Annotated in this window: 15 protein-coding genes; 5 read left to right on the top strand and 10 right to left on the bottom strand. The window is 63.8% G+C overall.

The window, feature by feature from the left end:
* The first annotated feature begins 20 nt into the window (after window positions 1-20).
* A complete protein-coding gene (locus J1M86_RS10290; RefSeq protein WP_241259752.1) occupies window positions 21-1,670 on the top strand; it encodes an alpha-(1->6)-mannopyranosyltransferase A in 1,650 nt (549 codons plus the stop codon).
* Window positions 1,663-2,661 carry a phytoene/squalene synthase family protein gene (locus J1M86_RS10285; protein ID WP_206509717.1) on the top strand — a complete coding sequence of 333 codons (999 nt, stop codon included), beginning with the start codon at window positions 1,663-1,665 and terminating at the stop codon, window positions 2,659-2,661. The genes J1M86_RS10290 and J1M86_RS10285 overlap by 8 nt, the downstream gene beginning before the upstream one ends.
* Here J1M86_RS10285 and J1M86_RS10280 read toward each other — a convergent pair.
* The gene (locus J1M86_RS10280; protein ID WP_075840540.1) at window positions 2,633-3,004 is read right to left on the bottom strand and encodes an Rv2175c family DNA-binding protein; all 372 of its coding nucleotides are present in this window, start codon (window positions 3,002-3,004) and stop codon (window positions 2,633-2,635) included. The two genes, J1M86_RS10285 and J1M86_RS10280, sit on opposite strands and share 29 nt — an antisense overlap.
* Window positions 3,005-3,150: 146 nt before the next feature.
* Here J1M86_RS10280 and pknB point away from each other — a divergent pair, with 146 nt between their 5' ends.
* Window positions 3,151-5,145, top strand: a complete 1,995-nt coding sequence (gene pknB / locus J1M86_RS10275; RefSeq protein WP_206509715.1) for a Stk1 family PASTA domain-containing Ser/Thr kinase — start codon at window positions 3,151-3,153, stop codon at window positions 5,143-5,145.
* A 34-nt stretch (window positions 5,146-5,179) separates the two neighbouring features.
* Here the strand turns inward: pknB and J1M86_RS10270 are convergent, their stop codons facing one another.
* Both J1M86_RS10270 and J1M86_RS10265 read right to left on the bottom strand, forming a co-directional pair.
* Window positions 5,180-6,568: a class II 3-deoxy-7-phosphoheptulonate synthase gene (locus J1M86_RS10270; RefSeq protein WP_206509714.1), complete on the bottom strand. Its 1,389-nt coding sequence runs from the start codon at window positions 6,566-6,568 to the stop codon at window positions 5,180-5,182.
* Between the two features lie 63 nt (window positions 6,569-6,631).
* Window positions 6,632-7,117, bottom strand: a complete 486-nt coding sequence (locus J1M86_RS10265) for a polyadenylate-specific 3'-exoribonuclease AS (protein ID WP_206509713.1) — start codon at window positions 7,115-7,117, stop codon at window positions 6,632-6,634.
* 59 nt (window positions 7,118-7,176) lie between these two features.
* On the opposite strand from J1M86_RS10265, the gene J1M86_RS10260 reads away from it, so the two are divergent.
* Window positions 7,177-8,487: a glycosyltransferase 87 family protein gene (locus J1M86_RS10260; RefSeq protein WP_206509712.1), complete on the top strand. Its 1,311-nt coding sequence runs from the start codon at window positions 7,177-7,179 to the stop codon at window positions 8,485-8,487.
* Window positions 8,488-8,536: 49 nt separating this feature from the next.
* Here the strand turns inward: J1M86_RS10260 and J1M86_RS10255 are convergent, their stop codons facing one another.
* The 6 genes from J1M86_RS10255 to J1M86_RS10230 all read right to left on the bottom strand — a co-directional run bounded on the left by J1M86_RS10255 (window position 8,537) and on the right by J1M86_RS10230 (window position 13,156).
* A complete protein-coding gene (locus J1M86_RS10255; RefSeq protein ID WP_075840539.1) occupies window positions 8,537-9,295 on the bottom strand; it encodes a 1-acyl-sn-glycerol-3-phosphate acyltransferase in 759 nt (252 codons plus the stop codon).
* Window positions 9,296-9,398: 103 nt separating this feature from the next.
* Window positions 9,399-10,385, bottom strand: coding sequence for an ROK family protein (locus tag J1M86_RS10250; RefSeq protein ID WP_206509711.1), 987 nt, complete (start codon window positions 10,383-10,385; stop codon window positions 9,399-9,401).
* An 80-nt stretch (window positions 10,386-10,465) separates the two neighbouring features.
* Window positions 10,466-10,891 (bottom strand): hypothetical protein, encoded by a 426-nt coding sequence (locus J1M86_RS10245; protein WP_206509710.1) that lies wholly within the window; start codon window positions 10,889-10,891, stop codon window positions 10,466-10,468.
* A gap of 14 nt (window positions 10,892-10,905) precedes the next feature.
* Window positions 10,906-12,132 carry an ArsA family ATPase gene (locus J1M86_RS10240; protein ID WP_075840690.1) on the bottom strand — a complete coding sequence of 409 codons (1,227 nt, stop codon included), beginning with the start codon at window positions 12,130-12,132 and terminating at the stop codon, window positions 10,906-10,908.
* Between the two features lie 35 nt (window positions 12,133-12,167).
* On the bottom strand, window positions 12,168-12,605 hold the full coding sequence (locus tag J1M86_RS10235) for an SRPBCC family protein (protein WP_075840536.1): 438 nt from the start codon (window positions 12,603-12,605) through the stop codon (window positions 12,168-12,170).
* A gap of 161 nt (window positions 12,606-12,766) precedes the next feature.
* Window positions 12,767-13,156 (bottom strand): polyketide cyclase / dehydrase and lipid transport, encoded by a 390-nt coding sequence (locus tag J1M86_RS10230; protein ID WP_206509709.1) that lies wholly within the window; start codon window positions 13,154-13,156, stop codon window positions 12,767-12,769.
* A 134-nt stretch (window positions 13,157-13,290) separates the two neighbouring features.
* Here J1M86_RS10230 and J1M86_RS10225 point away from each other — a divergent pair, with 134 nt between their 5' ends.
* Window positions 13,291-15,099: a long-chain fatty acid--CoA ligase gene (locus J1M86_RS10225; protein WP_206509708.1), complete on the top strand. Its 1,809-nt coding sequence runs from the start codon at window positions 13,291-13,293 to the stop codon at window positions 15,097-15,099.
* Between the two features lie 13 nt (window positions 15,100-15,112).
* On the opposite strand, the gene J1M86_RS10220 is transcribed toward J1M86_RS10225, so the two are convergent.
* On the bottom strand, window positions 15,113-16,237 hold the full coding sequence (locus J1M86_RS10220; protein ID WP_075840689.1) for a glycosyltransferase family 4 protein: 1,125 nt from the start codon (window positions 16,235-16,237) through the stop codon (window positions 15,113-15,115).
* Between the last annotated feature and the right edge of the window lie 3 nt (window positions 16,238-16,240).

The raw sequence follows: 16,240 nt of genomic DNA, 5'->3' as shown, positions 1-16,240 counted from the left end.
GCCGTATGGCCGTGAGGAGGATGACCGTACCGATGTCCTCGGTCTCGAGATCAGCAGCCTCCGGCGCAAGTCGTCCCGCCCCGACGGGCCACGAAGAGCCGTCGGCGGTGCCGCACCGGTCGGCGGTCCGCCAGTTGGCGCTATTTCTCCGAAGCCCCGAAGGGCACGCAGCAGCTCTGGGCCTGATCGGTACAGTGCTGATCACCTTCGGCGGATTCGGCGCCGGCAGCGTACGTCGCCGCGATCCGCTCCTCGAGGTCATGCACCTGTCGTGGTTGCGGTTCGGCCACGGACTCGTACTGTCGTCCATCCTCGTCTGGCTCGGTGTGGTGCTGATGATCGTCGCCTGGGTTCGTCTCGGGCGCGCAACCCTCGGCGGGCGCACGACACTGAGCGAGCTTCGGTGGATCGTCCCCGTCTGGACAGCCCCGCTACTGCTGTCCGTCCCGATGTTCAGCCGGGACGCCTACTCCTACCTTGCGCAAGGCGCGCTGCTGCGCGACGGCTTCGACCCGTATGCGGTGGGTCCGGTGGCCAATCCCGGCCTGCTCCTCGACAACGTCAGCAATGTCTGGACGACGACGACGGCGCCGTACGGACCACTCTTCCTCCTGCTCGGTCAGGCGATCACCAGCATCACCGGCGACAACGTGATCGCAGGAACGATGCTGTTGCGCATCACTATGCTTCCCGGCCTCGCCCTGATGATGTGGGCAGTTCCGAGATTGGCGACGCACATGGGCGGCAAGCCCACGATCGCGCTGTGGCTCGCTGTCCTCAACCCGCTGGTACTCATCCACCTCATCGGTGGAGTTCACAACGAACTCCTGATGGTCGGGCTCATGACGGCCGGCATCGTGCTGGTTCTCGAACACAAGCACGTCGGCGGTGTAGCGCTCGTCGCAGTCGCCGTCGCGATCAAGGCCACGGCCGGTCTCGCGCTGCCATTCATGGTGTGGATCTGGATGATTCACGAACGTGAGCGTGCGATCGCGGAGAACAGATCCCCGATGTCGCCGGTGAAGTCCTTCCTCAAGACGGCCGGAACCGGGGCCGGGGTCTTCGGAGCGGTGTTCGTCGCAGCGTCGCTGGTGGCAGGTGTGGGCATCGGCTGGCTCACCGCGCTCTCCGGCTCCGCCAAGATCATCAACTGGTTGTCCTTGCCGACGATTCTGGCTCACCTGATCACGGTGAGCACATCGTGGTTCCTGGACACCAACCTCGGACCGGTCCTCGAGATCACACGCATGATTTGCGCCCTGGCTCTCGTGATCATCATCGTCGGAGCGTGGTGGTTCTACCGACGCACCGAGCGCGACGCGGTCAAAGGCATCGTCGTCGCTCTGGTCGCCATCGTCGTACTCTCCCCTGCAGCTCTGCCGTGGTACTACTCGTGGCCGCTTGCCCTCGCAGCAGGCTTCGCCCTGTCGACGCGCACGCTGATGGTGCTGGTCGGATTGTCTGCGTGGCTGATGCTCGTCTTCCGACCCGACGGTTCGATCGGGTTGTACACCCTCGGCCACGTCGCCCTCGCCACCTTCGCCGCGGTCGTGGCAGCTCTCTCACTCACCACCGTCGATCCATTGAGGCTGCGAGGAAAGCCCCCACATACATCGATTCCGGAGGAAAGCCGTGCCACATCGCAGACGACCCCTGCCGACCGTGGGTGAACTGGACGGAATCGATCCGGCGTTGCACGGTGCTTACCGGCTGTGCCGGGACCTGAACGCGCGCCACGGGAAGACGTACTTTCTGGCCACGCGTTTGTTGCCGGTGGACAAGCGCGCGGGGGTGCACGCCCTGTACGGGTTCGCTCGCATGGTGGACGACATCATCGATGTCGACGTCGACGGTTCGCTCGTCGACGAATCGTCCGAGGACAAGACCCCTCTGGCGCCGGCGGATCGGCGCGCAGCCGAGCGAGTCGACTCGCTCGAGGACCGTGTCCGCTCGGCACTGAGCGGTGCGGTACTGGGCGAGAGTCCCTCCGAGCAGGTTCTGACGGCCCTCGTCGACACGGTGGATCGGTACGCGATCCCCCACGAATACTTCTATGCGTTCTTCCGTTCGATGCGGATGGACATTCCCGGCACGGATTTCTTCCGGTCGCGCTACCGAACAATGGCCGAACTCCGCGAATACATGTACGGTTCCGCCGCCGTCATCGGACTCGAGATGCTGCCCATCCTCGGCGCCTCCAGCGTGAACGCAGAAGGGCCCGCTGCTGCCCTCGGCGAAGCCTTTCAGCTCACGAATTTCATCCGAGACATGGGAGAGGATCTCGACCGGGATCGGATATACCTGCCGACCGACGAATTGGCCGCCTTCGGCGTCGACGAGGCACTGCTGCGGCACTGTCGCGATTCGGGGCGCACCGACCAGAGACTCTCCCGAGCCCTGGCGCACCTGATTGCGCACACCCGCGCGGTGTACCGCCTCGCCGAACCCGGCATCGAGATGTTGGACCCACGCGTGCAGTCGAGCATGCGAACGGCATTCCTGCTCTACGGCGGGATCCTCCGCGAGGTCGAGGACGGCGGCTATCGGGTTCTTCAGGAGCGGGCCCGAGTGCCGGGATGGCGTCGACTCTCGGTTGCCGGGCCCCGCCTCGTGGCCACCGGTTGGACCAGGCTCAGATCGCCATCGCCTGTGCGCGCCTGATCACCTCGCGCATCAGATCCCCGTGCATCGCGTCGATCGGGGTGCCGGGAAGGCTGTCGTCCGGTTCGAACAGCCACTCCAGAATTTCTTCGTCTCGGTATCCGCCGTCGTGGAGCACGGCCAGCAAGCCGGGCAGCCCCTTGACGATCTGCTTGCCGGGAGTGTTCAGAAACACCTCTGGGACCCCGGGGACTCGATTGCGTTTGACCGCGATGAGCTGTCGGTCACGCAGCATCTGCTCAACCCTGGCCTTGGGAACCTCGAGAATTTTGCTCACATCGGCCAGCTGTAGCAGTGAAACCGAGGGAGCCAACACGTCGTCGGAATATGGGATAGCGCTCACTGCAGTAACGTTAACTGGTTGGTCCTCGGATGCGAAAAACACAGTCCGGGTGCGTTGCGCCGAGACTACGGCGATATCTGCGCTGGCTACCATCGTCTCGAAGCGCTCGATTCGGTGCTCATTTCTCGAGGAGGTACACCACGGTGATGTCCGGAGGATCCGTAACGGCGGGTTCACTGCTGGATCGGCGCTACCGCATCGACGCCCAGATCGCTCGCGGCGGAATGTCCACGGTGTATCGCGCCCTGGACACGCGACTGGATCGGCCTGTCGCGGTCAAGATCATGGACCCCAAGTTCGCCGAGGATCCGCAGTTCGTGGCGCGCTTCGAGTTCGAAGCCCGGGCAGTCGCGCGGCTGAACAATCCAGGTCTGGTGGCCGTTTACGATCATGGCCGCGACAGGGATGTCGCGTTCCTCGTCATGGAACTGGTCGAGGGTGGGACGCTCAGGGAGCTTCTTCGCGAACGCGGACCGATGCCGCCGCATGCTGCGGCCGCAGTCGTGGGACCGGTTCTCGGTGCACTCGCCACCGCACATCGCGCAGGTCTGGTCCATCGTGACATCAAGCCCGAGAACATTCTGATCTCCGACTCGGGCGATGTGAAGATAGCGGATTTCGGCCTCGTCCGAGCTGTAGCCGCTTCCAATGCCACATCGGCAAGCGTCATCCTCGGCACTGCCGCATACCTCTCACCGGAACAGGTCACCACCGGTTCGGCCAACGCCGGTAGCGACGTCTACGGGGTGGGAGTCGTACTGTTCGAGTTGCTGACGGGGCGTACACCCTTCAGCGGTGACACCTCACTCTCCATCGCCTACCAGCGAATCGACAACGACGTCCCCCGTCCGGGCGGTTTCATCGCCGGGGTGCCGCCCGAGTTCGACGATTTGGTGCGCAGGGCCACCGAGAGAGACCCGGCGACGCGATTCCAGAACGCCGATGAAATGGCACGGGCGCTTCGCGCAGTATGCGCCGAGCTCCAGTTACCGCCGTACCGCGTACCTGCGCCTCGCCGGTCGGCCGGGCATCGAAGTGCCGCAGCGTTGGGCGCCCCCACCACATTCGCCGACCGTGAGAGCGAACAACCCCGGGCCCCGCAAACCGAAGTCGTCGCGGCATCCGCAGGCACGGGCACCCATCACACGCGTGTACACACCGCGCCGACCTCTCGCGACGAGCAGGATGACGTCGATTCGGTCCCACCTCGTCGAGTCGGACGTCGAGAATACGAGTTCCCCGATTTCGTCGCCGACAGGCAACGCTCTCGCCGCGCAATCGTCGTCTGGCTCACCATAGTTGCCTTGCTCGCGGTCCTCGTCGGAGTCGGCGGCTGGTGGATGGGGTCAGGTCGCTACACAAGCGTGCCCGAGGTCGGCGGACTCGATCTCGTCAGCGCACAGAACGCCCTGGAATCGGCGGATCTGGCGAGCGAATCTCGTGGAACCTACTCGGACACGGCACCGGTCGACATGCTCATCGGCACCGACCCGGCGTCAGGGTCACGGGTCGCGCGGGGTGAGACCGTGTTCCTGCTGGTATCCCTGGGACAGCCAACCGTGCCGGAGGTTCCGCCGAACACCGACGTCGCCGCCATGGAGGAAGAGCTGCGTGAACGTACCTTCGCTACCGAGGACGGCGGTGAGGTCTTCAGCACGAACGCGCCGATAGGCGATGTCGCGGCACTCGATCCGCCGCCCGGGACAGTGCTGTCGGTCGGGGACACCGTCAAGGTACTGCGGTCGAAGGGAGCTCCCCCCGTCGATGTACCCGACGTTGCGGGAATGTCCACCGACGATGCTGTCGCGACCCTCGCGTCGATCGGCATTTCGGTTTCGGCCACCGATGTGGAGTTCGACGAGAACACCGACGGTGGCAAGGTGATCGATACATCGCCGCAGATCGGTACCACCGTCACCGCCGGTAGCAGCGTTCGAATGCAGGTGTCCAACGCCGTCACGGTCCCGTCGCTGCTGGGACGATCCGCCGGGTCGGCTCGTGAGATTCTCGAGCGACTCGACTTGGAGGCGCAAGTTCGTCAGGTATTCGATACCGACGGTTCCCTCGTGGTCTCGCAAACCCCGGGGCCGGGGTCCAGAGTTGCCCCGGGGTCGTCGGTGACCGTGGTGTCCTTGCCGTAGCGGCCACCTGCTGCGGGCCTTCGGCCAGCCGAGCTCAGCCTCGCAGCATCTCCGCGACGAGGAACGCGAGCTCGAGCGACTGCTGGGTGTTGAGCCGCGGATCACACGCAGTCTCGTAGCGTCCCGCCAGATCCAGATCCGATATCTCCTGCGCACCGCCCAGGCATTCGGTGACGTTGTCCCCGGTCAGCTCGACGTGGATTCCGCCCGGGTGCGTTCCGAGTCCGTTGTGGATCTCGAAGAACCCCTGGACTTCGTCAACGATTCGATCGAAGTGCCTGGTCTTGTATCCAGTGGACGCCTCGTGGGTGTTGCCGTGCATCGGATCGCACTGCCAGATGACCTGATGGCCGGTTGCCTGGACCTTCTCGATGATCGGCGGAAGCATCTCGCGGATCTTTCCGTTGCCCATCCGGGAAATGAGAGTCAACCGGCCAGGCTTGTTGGTCGGATCCAATCGCTCGACGTACTCCACCGCCATGTCGGGCGTGGTGGACGGCCCGATCTTGAGTCCGATGGGATTGCTGATCAACTCGGCGAGTGCGATGTGTGCGCCGTCGAGCTGCCTCGTCCGATCGCCGATCCACAGGAAATGAGCGGAGAGATCGTACAATTTCGGGTGGTCGGCGTCGGCGTTGTCCAACCGCAGCATCGCACGCTCGTAGTCCAGCACGAGCGCCTCATGGCTGGCGAAGATCTGGGCTGTCTCCAGATTCGGGTCCTTCACTCCGCATGCATCCATGAACCGCAGTCCCCGATCGATCTCGCCGGCGAGAGCCTCGTACCTGGCTCCTGCTGGTGAGCTCGCAACGAATTCGCGATTCCAGTCGTGCACCTTGTGCAGATCGGCCATCCCTGCGCCGGTGAGAGCTCGCACCAGGTTCATTGCGGCACTCGCGTTGGCGTACGCACGCACGAGCCTCGACGGGTCGTGCCGCCGCACGGCCTCGTCGGCGAAGAGTGAGTTGACCATGTCGCCGCGATAAGACTTCAGTCCGAGCGCATCGACATCGGACGAACGCGGTTTCGCGTACTGCCCTGCGATGCGTCCAACCTTCACCACCGGCATACTCGCGCCGTAGGTGAGCACCACGGCCATCTGCAGCAGGGTGCGGATGTTGCCCTTGATGTGGGGTTCGGTGTTGTCGACGAACGTCTCCGCACAGTCACCGCCCTGCAGCAGGAACGCCTCTCCCCTGGCGACAGCTGCAAGCTGATCGGACAGCGCCTCGACCTCACTGGCAACGGTGATCGGCGGTACACTCTCGAGCACCTTGCGCATGTCGGCGGCCTGCGCGGGATCCCACGACGGCTGTTGCGCCGCGGGCTTCGCGAGGGCATCGTCCAACTGCTTGCGCAGCGTCGTCGGCAGCGGCGGAAGATCGGGCAAGCGGTCGATAGGTACGTCGACAGTCCAGTTCACCTGTTCAGGATATTCGCTCCTCGTCCTGGCTCGGCGCGCGGCTCCCGGTAGCGGCTCGGTCGATCAAGCCGATGACGCTTCGATGGCCTCGAATCTCGCCAGGTTGTGCCGCGCATCGGCGAGCGCGTCGTGAGCGTCGTCTGGTGCCGGGGGCAGGTACGGGCTCCCTTGATCCTCCCAGTGCTGACGAAGCTCACGAGTGAAGCGCGGCAACGAACGCGGCAATTCGGTCATCGAACCCCACAGCTGGCACAGCGCCACGTGGTCGTACGCGGCCATCCATGCCCACAGCTCGACCTCGGCATCGGGAGACGGCACGAGGAAATCGAGTAGGTCGTCGCGAATCCGAGCTCTGCTCTTCCACAAGGGTGACGAATACGGCGGCAGCTTGGGCAACACGTTCCGACGGACCCATTTACCGGCGCGCTCCGGGTCGAACTCGGAGGACACCGCATAAAATTCTCGACCATCCTCGGATACCACTGCAATCGAGACCAGCTCGATTGTGCGACCATCCTCGATGAACTCGGTGTCATAGAAATAACGCACGCACACAGCGTATCCCTCGCGTCGGTACCTACCGCGCAGCGCAGTCAGAAGAAGGAACGATGTTCACGCCACCGGAAACCACAACACCTTCCTCGCCGACACGCTCGCGCCTTCCGCTCGAGCTGCGGTCCGTCGCTACCGTTCTCGCGTGTGTCGTGATAGTCGCGGGCGCCCTGGCCGGAGTCACGTACAACCTCCTCGGGCTACCCCCCCTTCGCGATCTACCGAACCTCGGCGACTTCTACCGCCTCGATCTCGATGTGTACCGCATCGGTGGCCAGGTCTTCGCGAGCGGATCACCGCTGTACGGCAGTATCCCCACCACTGAATCGGGTACGTCGCTACCGTTCACGTACCCGCCGATCGCGGCGGTGCTGTTCAGTCCCCTTTCGGCCATGTCGCTGTATTGGGCCGGACTGCTCGTCACAACGCTGTCGTTGGCGCTGCTCATCGTGACGATCGTGCTGACCCTGCGTTCCCTGGGCTACACCCCGACTTCGCTGATGCTCTGGGCTGCAGCAGCGGTATTCGCCGTGTCGATGATTCTCGAACCGGTCTCCTCCACCCTCGACTTCGGCCAGATCAACATCGTTCTGATGGCATTCGTCGCCGCGGACTGCCTACTCGACAAGACCCCCTGGCCCCGCGGAGCGCTCATCGGGCTCGTCGCAGCGGTGAAACTGACGCCCGCCGTGTTCATTCTGTACTTCCTCCTGCGCAAGGACTTTCGCGCTGCAACCATCGCCGCGATCAGCTTCGCCGCATTCACCGCACTCGGCTTCGTCGCCACCTTCTCGGATTCGGTGAAGTATTGGACCCACACTCTGATCGACTCGGACCGCATCGGAAATCCGGCGTACCCCGGGAATCAGAGCATCACAGGCGTCCTGGCCCGCTTCGGACTCCACGACTCGATGCGTTCAGCTGTGTGGATCGTTCTCGCCTGCGCTCTGCTCGCCGTTGCAGCCTTCGCCATGAGACGAGCGTTCGCGACCGATCACAGTGCGTTGGCCCTCGGCGTCAACGCACTGTTCGGGCTGTTGGTCTCCCCTGTGTCGTGGTCGCACCACTGGGTGTGGGCAATCCCGTTCGCGGTGGCTTTGGGGACGTTGGCATACCGAAGCCGGAACGCGTTCGCGATGGCTTTCGTCGCTTTCGGAGTCGTCCTGTTCTACGTCGCTCCACAGTGGCGAGTGGCCGACGGACGGTTCTCCGGGATCGGTTGGCCCATCTTGGACCAGCTCGCTGCATCGTCATACGTGTGGTGGGCGATCGCAGCGATCACCATGGTTGCGTTCGTCCCGAAAGGTCACCCCGCCGGCGCCCAGACAGAACGCGGACAGCTCGACCCGGCGGTGCCGAGCTCCTGAGCGGGGTCGAACTTCTGAGCGACCGACGGGCCGGAAGAGCTCCTCGCGGTCAGCTCGCCTTGGTGTTCGGTAGCCGCTCAGGATCGACGGAAGAGCTTCTCGCGCCGGATGACTCGGCATCGAGCACAGGCTTGTCAGCCGCCTTCTTCAGCGAAGCGGCGTACACATCCACATATTCCTGACCGGACAGCAGCATCAACTCGTACATCACCTCGTCGGTGACAGCGCGCTCTACGAACCTGTTGCCCGCGAGTCCTTCGAACCTCGAGAAATCGATCGGCTTACCGATCTTGATGGTGATCTTGGTGGGCCGCCACACCTTTGATCCGATCGGGTTCATCTTGTCGGTACCGATCATTGCGACGGGAACAACCTGAACGCCGGTCTGAAGCGCCAACCGGGCCATGCCGGTCTTGCCCTTGTACAGCCGACCGTCCGGCGAACGGGTGCCCTCGGGATAGATGCCGAGCAACTTGCCCGACTCGATCACACGCTTGCCTGCGTTGAGTGCATCCTGGGCGGCGTCGGCACCGGTCCTGTCGATGGGAACTTGACCGACCGCGGTGAAGAACCATTTCTGGAACGCACCCTTGAGGCCTGAGCCGGTGAAGTACTCGCTCTTCGCAAGGAAAGTGATACGCCGCTTCACTTTGAGCGGCAGATAGAACGAGTCCAGAACCGCCTGATGGTTACTGGCCAGGATCATCGGTCCGCGGGCCGGGACGTTCTCCAGACCTTCGATTGTCGGCCGACCGAGTGCGGCCAAGATCGGGCCGATGAGGACGTACTTGAACAGCCAGTACCACATGGCGCCCTTCCTGGATTCGAACGTTCCCGATGCGAGGAACCAAAAGAAACTGTACCTACCGTTTATGACCCCAGCCACAGGAACTGCGAAGTGGCGGCAAACATCACATCCTACGTCCGCCAGCAGGTGTGGAGAACTCGGCCCGTGCAAGATCCGCGGCGCCGATCATTCCAGCGGCCTCACCCAGTTGGGTGCTCCGTATGCGCGCGAGCGGTCGGTGTCCGGCGCCGGTGGACAGGCGCGAGTAATGCTCACGCGCCTCGGCCAAGAACTGGCTCGACGACGTCGCCACCCCTCCCGCGATGACTATCAGATCGGGGTCGTATACGTCGCTCACCATAGCGAGTCCCATGCCTAGCCAACGCGCGAAATCCTCCATGGTTCGGCGGCCGATCTCGTCGCCGTCCTGCGCCGCAGAGGCGATGCGTCGGCCGGTGAGCGAGCCCGGGTCGAGGAACACCTCGCGCGCCAAGATCGTCGACGATCCCCGATCTGCCGCGAGCAACTCGACGGCTGTATCAACGAGAGCCGTTCCGCTGCAGTAGCGTTCCCAGCAGCCTCGCTTACCGCACGGGCAGGATCGGCCGTCCTGGACAACCTGGATATGCCCCAGTTCCGGTGCAACACCATAACTTCCACGATAGATGCGCCCGTCGATCAACAGTGCGGCACCGATGCCTGTGCCGATCGCGACCATCACCACGTTTCGGCCGTCCGAAGCGGCGCCGAACCGATATTCCGCCCAGGCAGCAGAGTTGGCGTCGTGCTCGAGAAGCACAGGAAGGCCGATTCGCTCGCTCATCTGACGCGCAACCGGGGTGTCGACCCAGGGCAGGTGTGGTGCGAATCGCACCGAAGTTCGATCCGAGTCGATGAAGCCCGCAACGGCCAACCCGACCGCGTCGACGGGGTGCCGCGCAGAGAGCTCGTACACAACGCGGTCGAGACCCTGTTCGAGTGCTTTCGCGGAGTGCGGAGTCGGCGACTGCGTCGAATCGATGACGTGGCCCGAGGCATCGACGACCGAAGCGCGGAGACTTGTTCCCCCGACGTCGATGCCGATCGTCAGGGACTCCCGATAACGCTTCATTTCCGACCTTCCTCGGCCGCCCCCCGAACGGCGTACGAACTTCTCCCGACCGATCGCAGAATCGGGCGAGTGGACTGTGCTCAGTCTTGGGAATCCGACTTGGTCGAATCTTTCACGGTTACGGTAATCGGTTCGAATGCTGGACGTCGAATCATCGACTCCTCCGGCTCGCGTGCGACAGTCGGCTCTTCGGCACGAGTTGAGCCATCGGGCCGATCCTCGCTCTGCGCTGCGGACGGCTGACTCGCCGGGTCCACATGCTCAGCGACGATCTGGCGGATCAACGCGATGACAGATGCACCTTCTGAGGTGACCAGGGTGAGCAGGTCGTGCTGCTCACCCCTCAGCAGGGCTGCCAGTGCGCAAACCGGACACCAACTGCATCCCTGCCGAGGGCGCTCGCTCTGCTCTTGAACAGCCTGACGCAACAGCGGCTCCAGCCGCGTCAGAACGGTCTCGGCGAGCGACCAGAGCTCGGCCGCGACGTCGGAGTGTTGGTTGTCCACCTAGAGTCCGCCCCTCACGCCGGCCATAGAGACGGGTCCGGTCGGAAGCGGATCGTGAGCATGCCGCTTTCGTACTCGGCGCCGATCACGGTGCACCGGCGCAGCACAGAGGCCAGACGGACACGATGTCTGGTTCCGTCGGCGCCGATGATGACGTCATCCTCCACTCGGCCGAGATTCAGCGTCGTCGGGTCGACGACGGGCAGCACCATCGTCATCGTGTAAATCGATTCCAAACCCGAGCCCGAGGCGCGCGCAACCACCGGTTCGGCACCGCTCGCAGCGTCGTCGACGGAGCGATCGAGCGCATCCGCCGCACCTCCCCGAAACGCGAGACTACCGAGAGAGGCCAACCCTACCGGTTCACCCGGAGTGAGTTCGATCACCACCAGCTCGTACCCTCGGGCGACGGACTCGATCTCCGTGAGCACATGTTGCTGAGCCGAACGCCACCCTTCGAACCAGAACACGGCCGCGTGCGTGCCGATCAGAGTCGTCGACGCCGAATTCAAGTTCGGCAACACCCGATTGACCATGACTGTGTCGACGGGCAGCCCGGTCAGCGCCGCCGCGGACAGGGTCCGTCGGGTCTCCGCGAGTGCCACCGAATCAGGTGTGAGCACGATCGTTACCGAGGTTCGGGAGTGGTCGAACAGCAGGCCACGGACGATGTCGGCATCGGCTACCACCCGCTCCACCAGCGCAACGACGACTGTCAAACGCGGATCGGATCCTGTGCCTGCAACGATCCGATCGTGCTGGGGCCACAGCCGCTCGAGATAGCTGCCCACCAGGTCCGGCATCCGCAGTGTTCGGAGCGCATCGGCAGTCGCGGGGAGATCGACGAAAACTGTGTCCCACGTGCCTTGCTCGACGAGTTCGGCAATGCGCTGCAGACCGAGCAGCTCCTGCACCCCCGGTGCCCCCACGATCTCCTCGGGCTCGACTGCGCCGAATCTGACGCCGTGCTCGTGACCGGCGCCGGACACTGCAAGCAACGCACCGAGCGCGCGGTACCGCGCCTCGACCAATGCGAGGGTGTCGAGCTCGAGGGCATCGAGTCCCGGCTCGACCGAAACCACGTCACCGGCGGAGTATCGCGTGACCGACCCCAGGACATCGGCCAGGGAATGCGCCTGATCGAGTGAGACCACGAGGGCGCGCGAGCCCGAGCGGGCATGTTTCACCGCCGCCGCAGCAGCCAGCGTCGTCTTGCCGGATCCACCCTTCCCAACGAACAGACGAAGAGCGGTACGGACATCGGAGCGAGAGTCTTTCAGCCTTCGACCCGCTTCTTCAGTTCCTTCAGCGCAGTATCGGTGATGACCTTCTCGGCCTTGCGTTTGAACAGTCCGATCATGGGGATATTGAGGTCGACGGTCAGCTGATAGGTGACCTCTGTGCCGCCGTCGACGTTGTCGGCCAGCGTGTACGAACCGGCCTGGGATTTCTGCATCTCGCCCGACACCAGCTCCCAGGACACGGACTTGCCGTCCGGTGCCCACCGGTAGCTGAGTTCGTAGGTGTCCTTGACCATCCCCGCATCCAGCACGAATTTGACACGGTCGGCACGGCCGTCGGGACCCGTGGCCAACACTTCCACCGACTTCGCGGCCGAAACCCAGGACGGATAGGCATCGAAATCGGCGATCACGTCCATGACCTGCGCGGACGGTGCATCGATCGTGATCGACCTCTGAGTCTTCTCGGCCATGCTGTTACTCGGTGTCCCTTCTCTTCTTGTCCGGGCCCGCGGTCACGAAACCGGTTCACGCATCGGTAGCGCGACGTCATTCATCTCACACGATGGCAGGTGGACACACAACGGAGGTGGACACGAACGGGCCGAAAACTCCACCCACCCCACAGTGGCACTCAGGTCGACGCATGTCCGGGTCGCTCCCCGGCAGCCCGCCCCGATTCCAAGTGTCGCTTGATCTCGAATGCCATCGCCTTACCTGCAGTCCTGCGTCGACGATTCTCGTCAGCGAGATCGCGTGCCTGCCCCGATGCCGGCTCCGCATGAAGAAAGTAGTGCACGATCACACCGTCGAGGGCCGGTATGGGTTCGAGCCACACCTCCATTGTGCCCTCGAGTGCACCGTCGACGGCCCACCTGATGCCCTTGTCGCCGCGATCGTCGGTGACGCGCACCCTCAGATCGGGCCACCAGGCGCGCCAACTGTCCGGTCGAGCCAGCGCTTCGGCCACCACCGATCCTGGGGCCGCAACGAAGGTCTGATCGGCAACCTGCACACTGCTCACCCTGTGAGCTTCACATATCACCGAAACTCGACACACACGAGGCAGTCGTTCGCCTCGCGCAGCCGGGTTCTACAGTGAGACCTCCGAGCTACTCGTGAGTAGAGCTAACTGTATTTCTTTCCTGGAGGTCACCCGTGCGTGAGTTCACATCGCCCGCCCGATTCGTCGTGGAAGACGGTGCGTCGGCCGTCGACACGGTGTTCACGCGCGCATCCGCTGCACCGAAATCGATCGCGTTTCGTCGCCTGCACGAGGGCACCTGGTCCGACGTCACTGCCGAGACGTTCGCGACCGAGGTGACAGCCGTCGCGAAGGGGCTGATCGCGTCAGGCATACAGCCGGGCGACCGTGTCGCGCTGATGTCCTCAACTCGCTACGAGTGGTCACTTATCGACTACGCGATCTGGGCGTCAGGTGGAGTCACGGTCCCCATCTATGAAACCTCCTCGACCGGCCAGGTCGAGTGGATTCTCTCCGATGCCGAGCCGGTGCTTTTCGTCATCGAGACCGTCGAGCACGCCGCACAGACGGCGGAGGTTGTCACGGCCTCCACTTCAGTCCAGCGCACATTCCAAATCGACGGCGGCACCGGCGAATCCGGGGCGATACGCGAGTTGACCGAGCTCGGTTCCAACATCTCCGACGACGAGGTTCGAGCACGAGCTTCCGCACTGCGTTCGACTGATCCTGCAACGCTGATCTACACCTCGGGAACAACGGGACGGCCGAGAGGGGTGCAGCTGACACACGCCAATCTGCTCTCCGAATCCCATGGGATACGCGAGACATCGCTGAAAGTGCTTCTCCACGAGGGCAGTCGAACCCTGATGTTCCTTCCGCTCGCGCACGTCCTCGCCCGAGCCGTCACCATCGCGGCCTTCGACGCCGGCACAACCGTCGGCCATACCAGCGACATACCGAATCTCGTACCGACTTTCGGCACCTTTCAACCGGACTTCATTCTGTCGGTCCCCCGAGTCTTCGAGAAGGTCTACAACACCGCGAAACTGAAGGCCCACGCCGACGGCAAAGGCAGAATCTTCGATGCCGCGGCCGAGACTGCCATCGCGTGGAGCGAAGCGAAGGACAGCAGCGCGGGAGCAGGTTTGGCGCTGCGCATCAAGCACGCACTTTTCGATCGACTCGTCTACGCAAAGCTTCGAAATGCGCTCGGCGGGCGATGCCAACTCGCCATTTCCGGAGGCGCACCGCTCGGGGCACGGCTAGGACACTTCTATCGCGGAATCGGTATCCCGATCTACGAGGGCTACGGCCTGACGGAGACCAGCGCCGCGTTCGCGGTCAACACCATCGGAAATCAACGCGTGGGCAGCGTCGGCCGTCCATTGCCGGGAAACTCCGTGCGAATCGCCGACGACGGTGAGATCCAGATGCGCGGTCCCGTGGTGTTCGCCGGATACTGGCGCAACGACGACGCCTCCGCAGAATCCCTCGCCGACGGCTGGTTCCGCACCGGCGATCTGGGTTCACTCGACGAGGACGGGTACATCACCATCACAGGTCGAAAGAAGGAGATCATCGTCACCGCCGGGGGCAAGAACGTCTCACCCGCCGGTCTCGAAGATCAGCTCCGCGCGCACTCGTTGATCAGTCAAGCCATCGTCGTCGGAGATCAGAAGCCGTTCATCGGAGCTCTGGTGACTCTCGATGCGGATGCTCTGTCCAAGTGGAAGGCCACCCACAGCAAGCCCGCCGACGCCACAGCCGCCGACCTCGCGCAGGATGGCGATCTAATGTCCGAAATCGACTCCGCAGTTGCGGCGGCGAACAAGTCCGTCTCGCACGCCGAGGCCATCAAGAAGTACCGAATTCTGCCGAACGACTTCACTGAGGAGTCCGGGGAGATGACGCCGACGATGAAATTGAAGAGAAACGTCATCACCGAGTCGTACGCGGACGACATCGAGGCGATCTACGCCTGACGGCCACCAGTTGCTACAGAAGCCGGCGTAGCTTTTCCGCGAGAACGTCCCAGCGCCAGCTGCTCTGTACCCACCGGCGTCCTGCCATACCCATCGACGCGGCCAGCGCACGGTCACCGAGGATGTTTGCGACCGCCTCGGTGATCTGCTCGACGGATCGCCCGTCGACGACGAGGCCAGTCTTGTTCTGCAGCACGGTTTCCGGTGCACCACCGGACATTCCAGCGATCACCGGCACTCCACAGGCGCTGGCCTCGAGGTACACGATCCCGAGCCCTTCAACATCGAGTCCCGCGCCTCGAGTACGGCTGGGCATCGCGAAGACATCTGCAATGGTGTGGTGCGCGGCGAGTTCCGCCGACGGCACCGTTCCGGTGAACACCACATGTTCCTCGACACCCGATCTGCGTGCGAGCTCGCGAAGCGTCTTCTCGTAGGGCCCGCCGCCGACGATAACGAGGACGGCACCGTCGATTCTCTTGCGGATGCCGGTGAGCGACCGGATGAGCACGTCCTGCCCCTTGCGCGGAACAAGCCTGGACAGGCACAGCACGGTCGGTCTGTCCCCCAGCCCGTACCGCGCCCTCAACTCGGCGCGGGCACCAGCATCGGGCTTGAATCGTTCGGTGTCGACGCCTGGTGGCACGTGCTCGAGGGCCGCCTCGGGACCGAAGGCCGAGGCGAATCGGCTGCGGGTGTACTTGCTGACGTAGGTAACCGTGTCGACGGAATTACCGATGGTGCGCAGCGTCGATCGTGCGCCAGGGATCATCGACCAGCCCACCTCGTGGCCGTGGGTACTGGCCACGACGGTGTCGGCACCGGCACGCCGGAGCGTTGGCGCCATCACCGCCAACGGGGCTGCGGCGCCGAACCACACGCTCTCGCACGAGTGAGACTGGACGAGTTGCGACGCGCGGCGGGCAACACACGGAGTCGGGAGCATCAACGTCGTCGGGTGCCGAACAACCTCGAACGGCTGACGCGCATCGAACTTCACGTGACTGTCCCCACGCCAGCGGGGCGCGTACACGACAAGTTCGTCTTCGGGGAACCTCGAGGCAAAGCTGTGCAGGTAGGACTGGATGCCACCGGGCCGCGGCGGAAAATCGTTCGTCACCAGCAGTGTCCGTGGCATTGC

This window comes from Rhodococcus sp. KRD197 (genome assembly GCF_017168235.1).
Classification (GTDB): domain Bacteria; phylum Actinomycetota; class Actinomycetes; order Mycobacteriales; family Mycobacteriaceae; genus Rhodococcoides.
The sequence above is the reverse complement of the archived record's forward strand: the minus strand, read 5'-3'. Positions and strand labels throughout refer to the sequence as shown.

What these genes read in the sequence shown, in the direction of transcription:
- J1M86_RS10290 (WP_241259752.1), top strand. Translation starts at nt 21, where the DNA reads ATGACCGTACCGATGTCCTCGGTCTCGAGATCAGCAGCCTCCGGCGCA.
- J1M86_RS10260 (WP_206509712.1), top strand. Translation starts at nt 7,177, where the DNA reads ATGTTCACGCCACCGGAAACCACAACACCTTCCTCGCCGACACGCTCG.
- J1M86_RS10255 (WP_075840539.1), bottom strand. Translation starts at nt 9,295, where the DNA reads ATGTGGTACTGGCTGTTCAAGTACGTCCTCATCGGCCCGATCTTGGCC.
- J1M86_RS10235 (WP_075840536.1), bottom strand. Translation starts at nt 12,605, where the DNA reads ATGGCCGAGAAGACTCAGAGGTCGATCACGATCGATGCACCGTCCGCG.
- J1M86_RS10220 (WP_075840689.1), bottom strand. Translation starts at nt 16,237, where the DNA reads ATGCCACGGACACTGCTGGTGACGAACGATTTTCCGCCGCGGCCCGGT.
- J1M86_RS10250 (WP_206509711.1), bottom strand. Translation starts at nt 10,385, where the DNA reads ATGAAGCGTTATCGGGAGTCCCTGACGATCGGCATCGACGTCGGGGGA.
- pknB (WP_206509715.1), top strand. Translation starts at nt 3,151, where the DNA reads ATGTCCGGAGGATCCGTAACGGCGGGTTCACTGCTGGATCGGCGCTAC.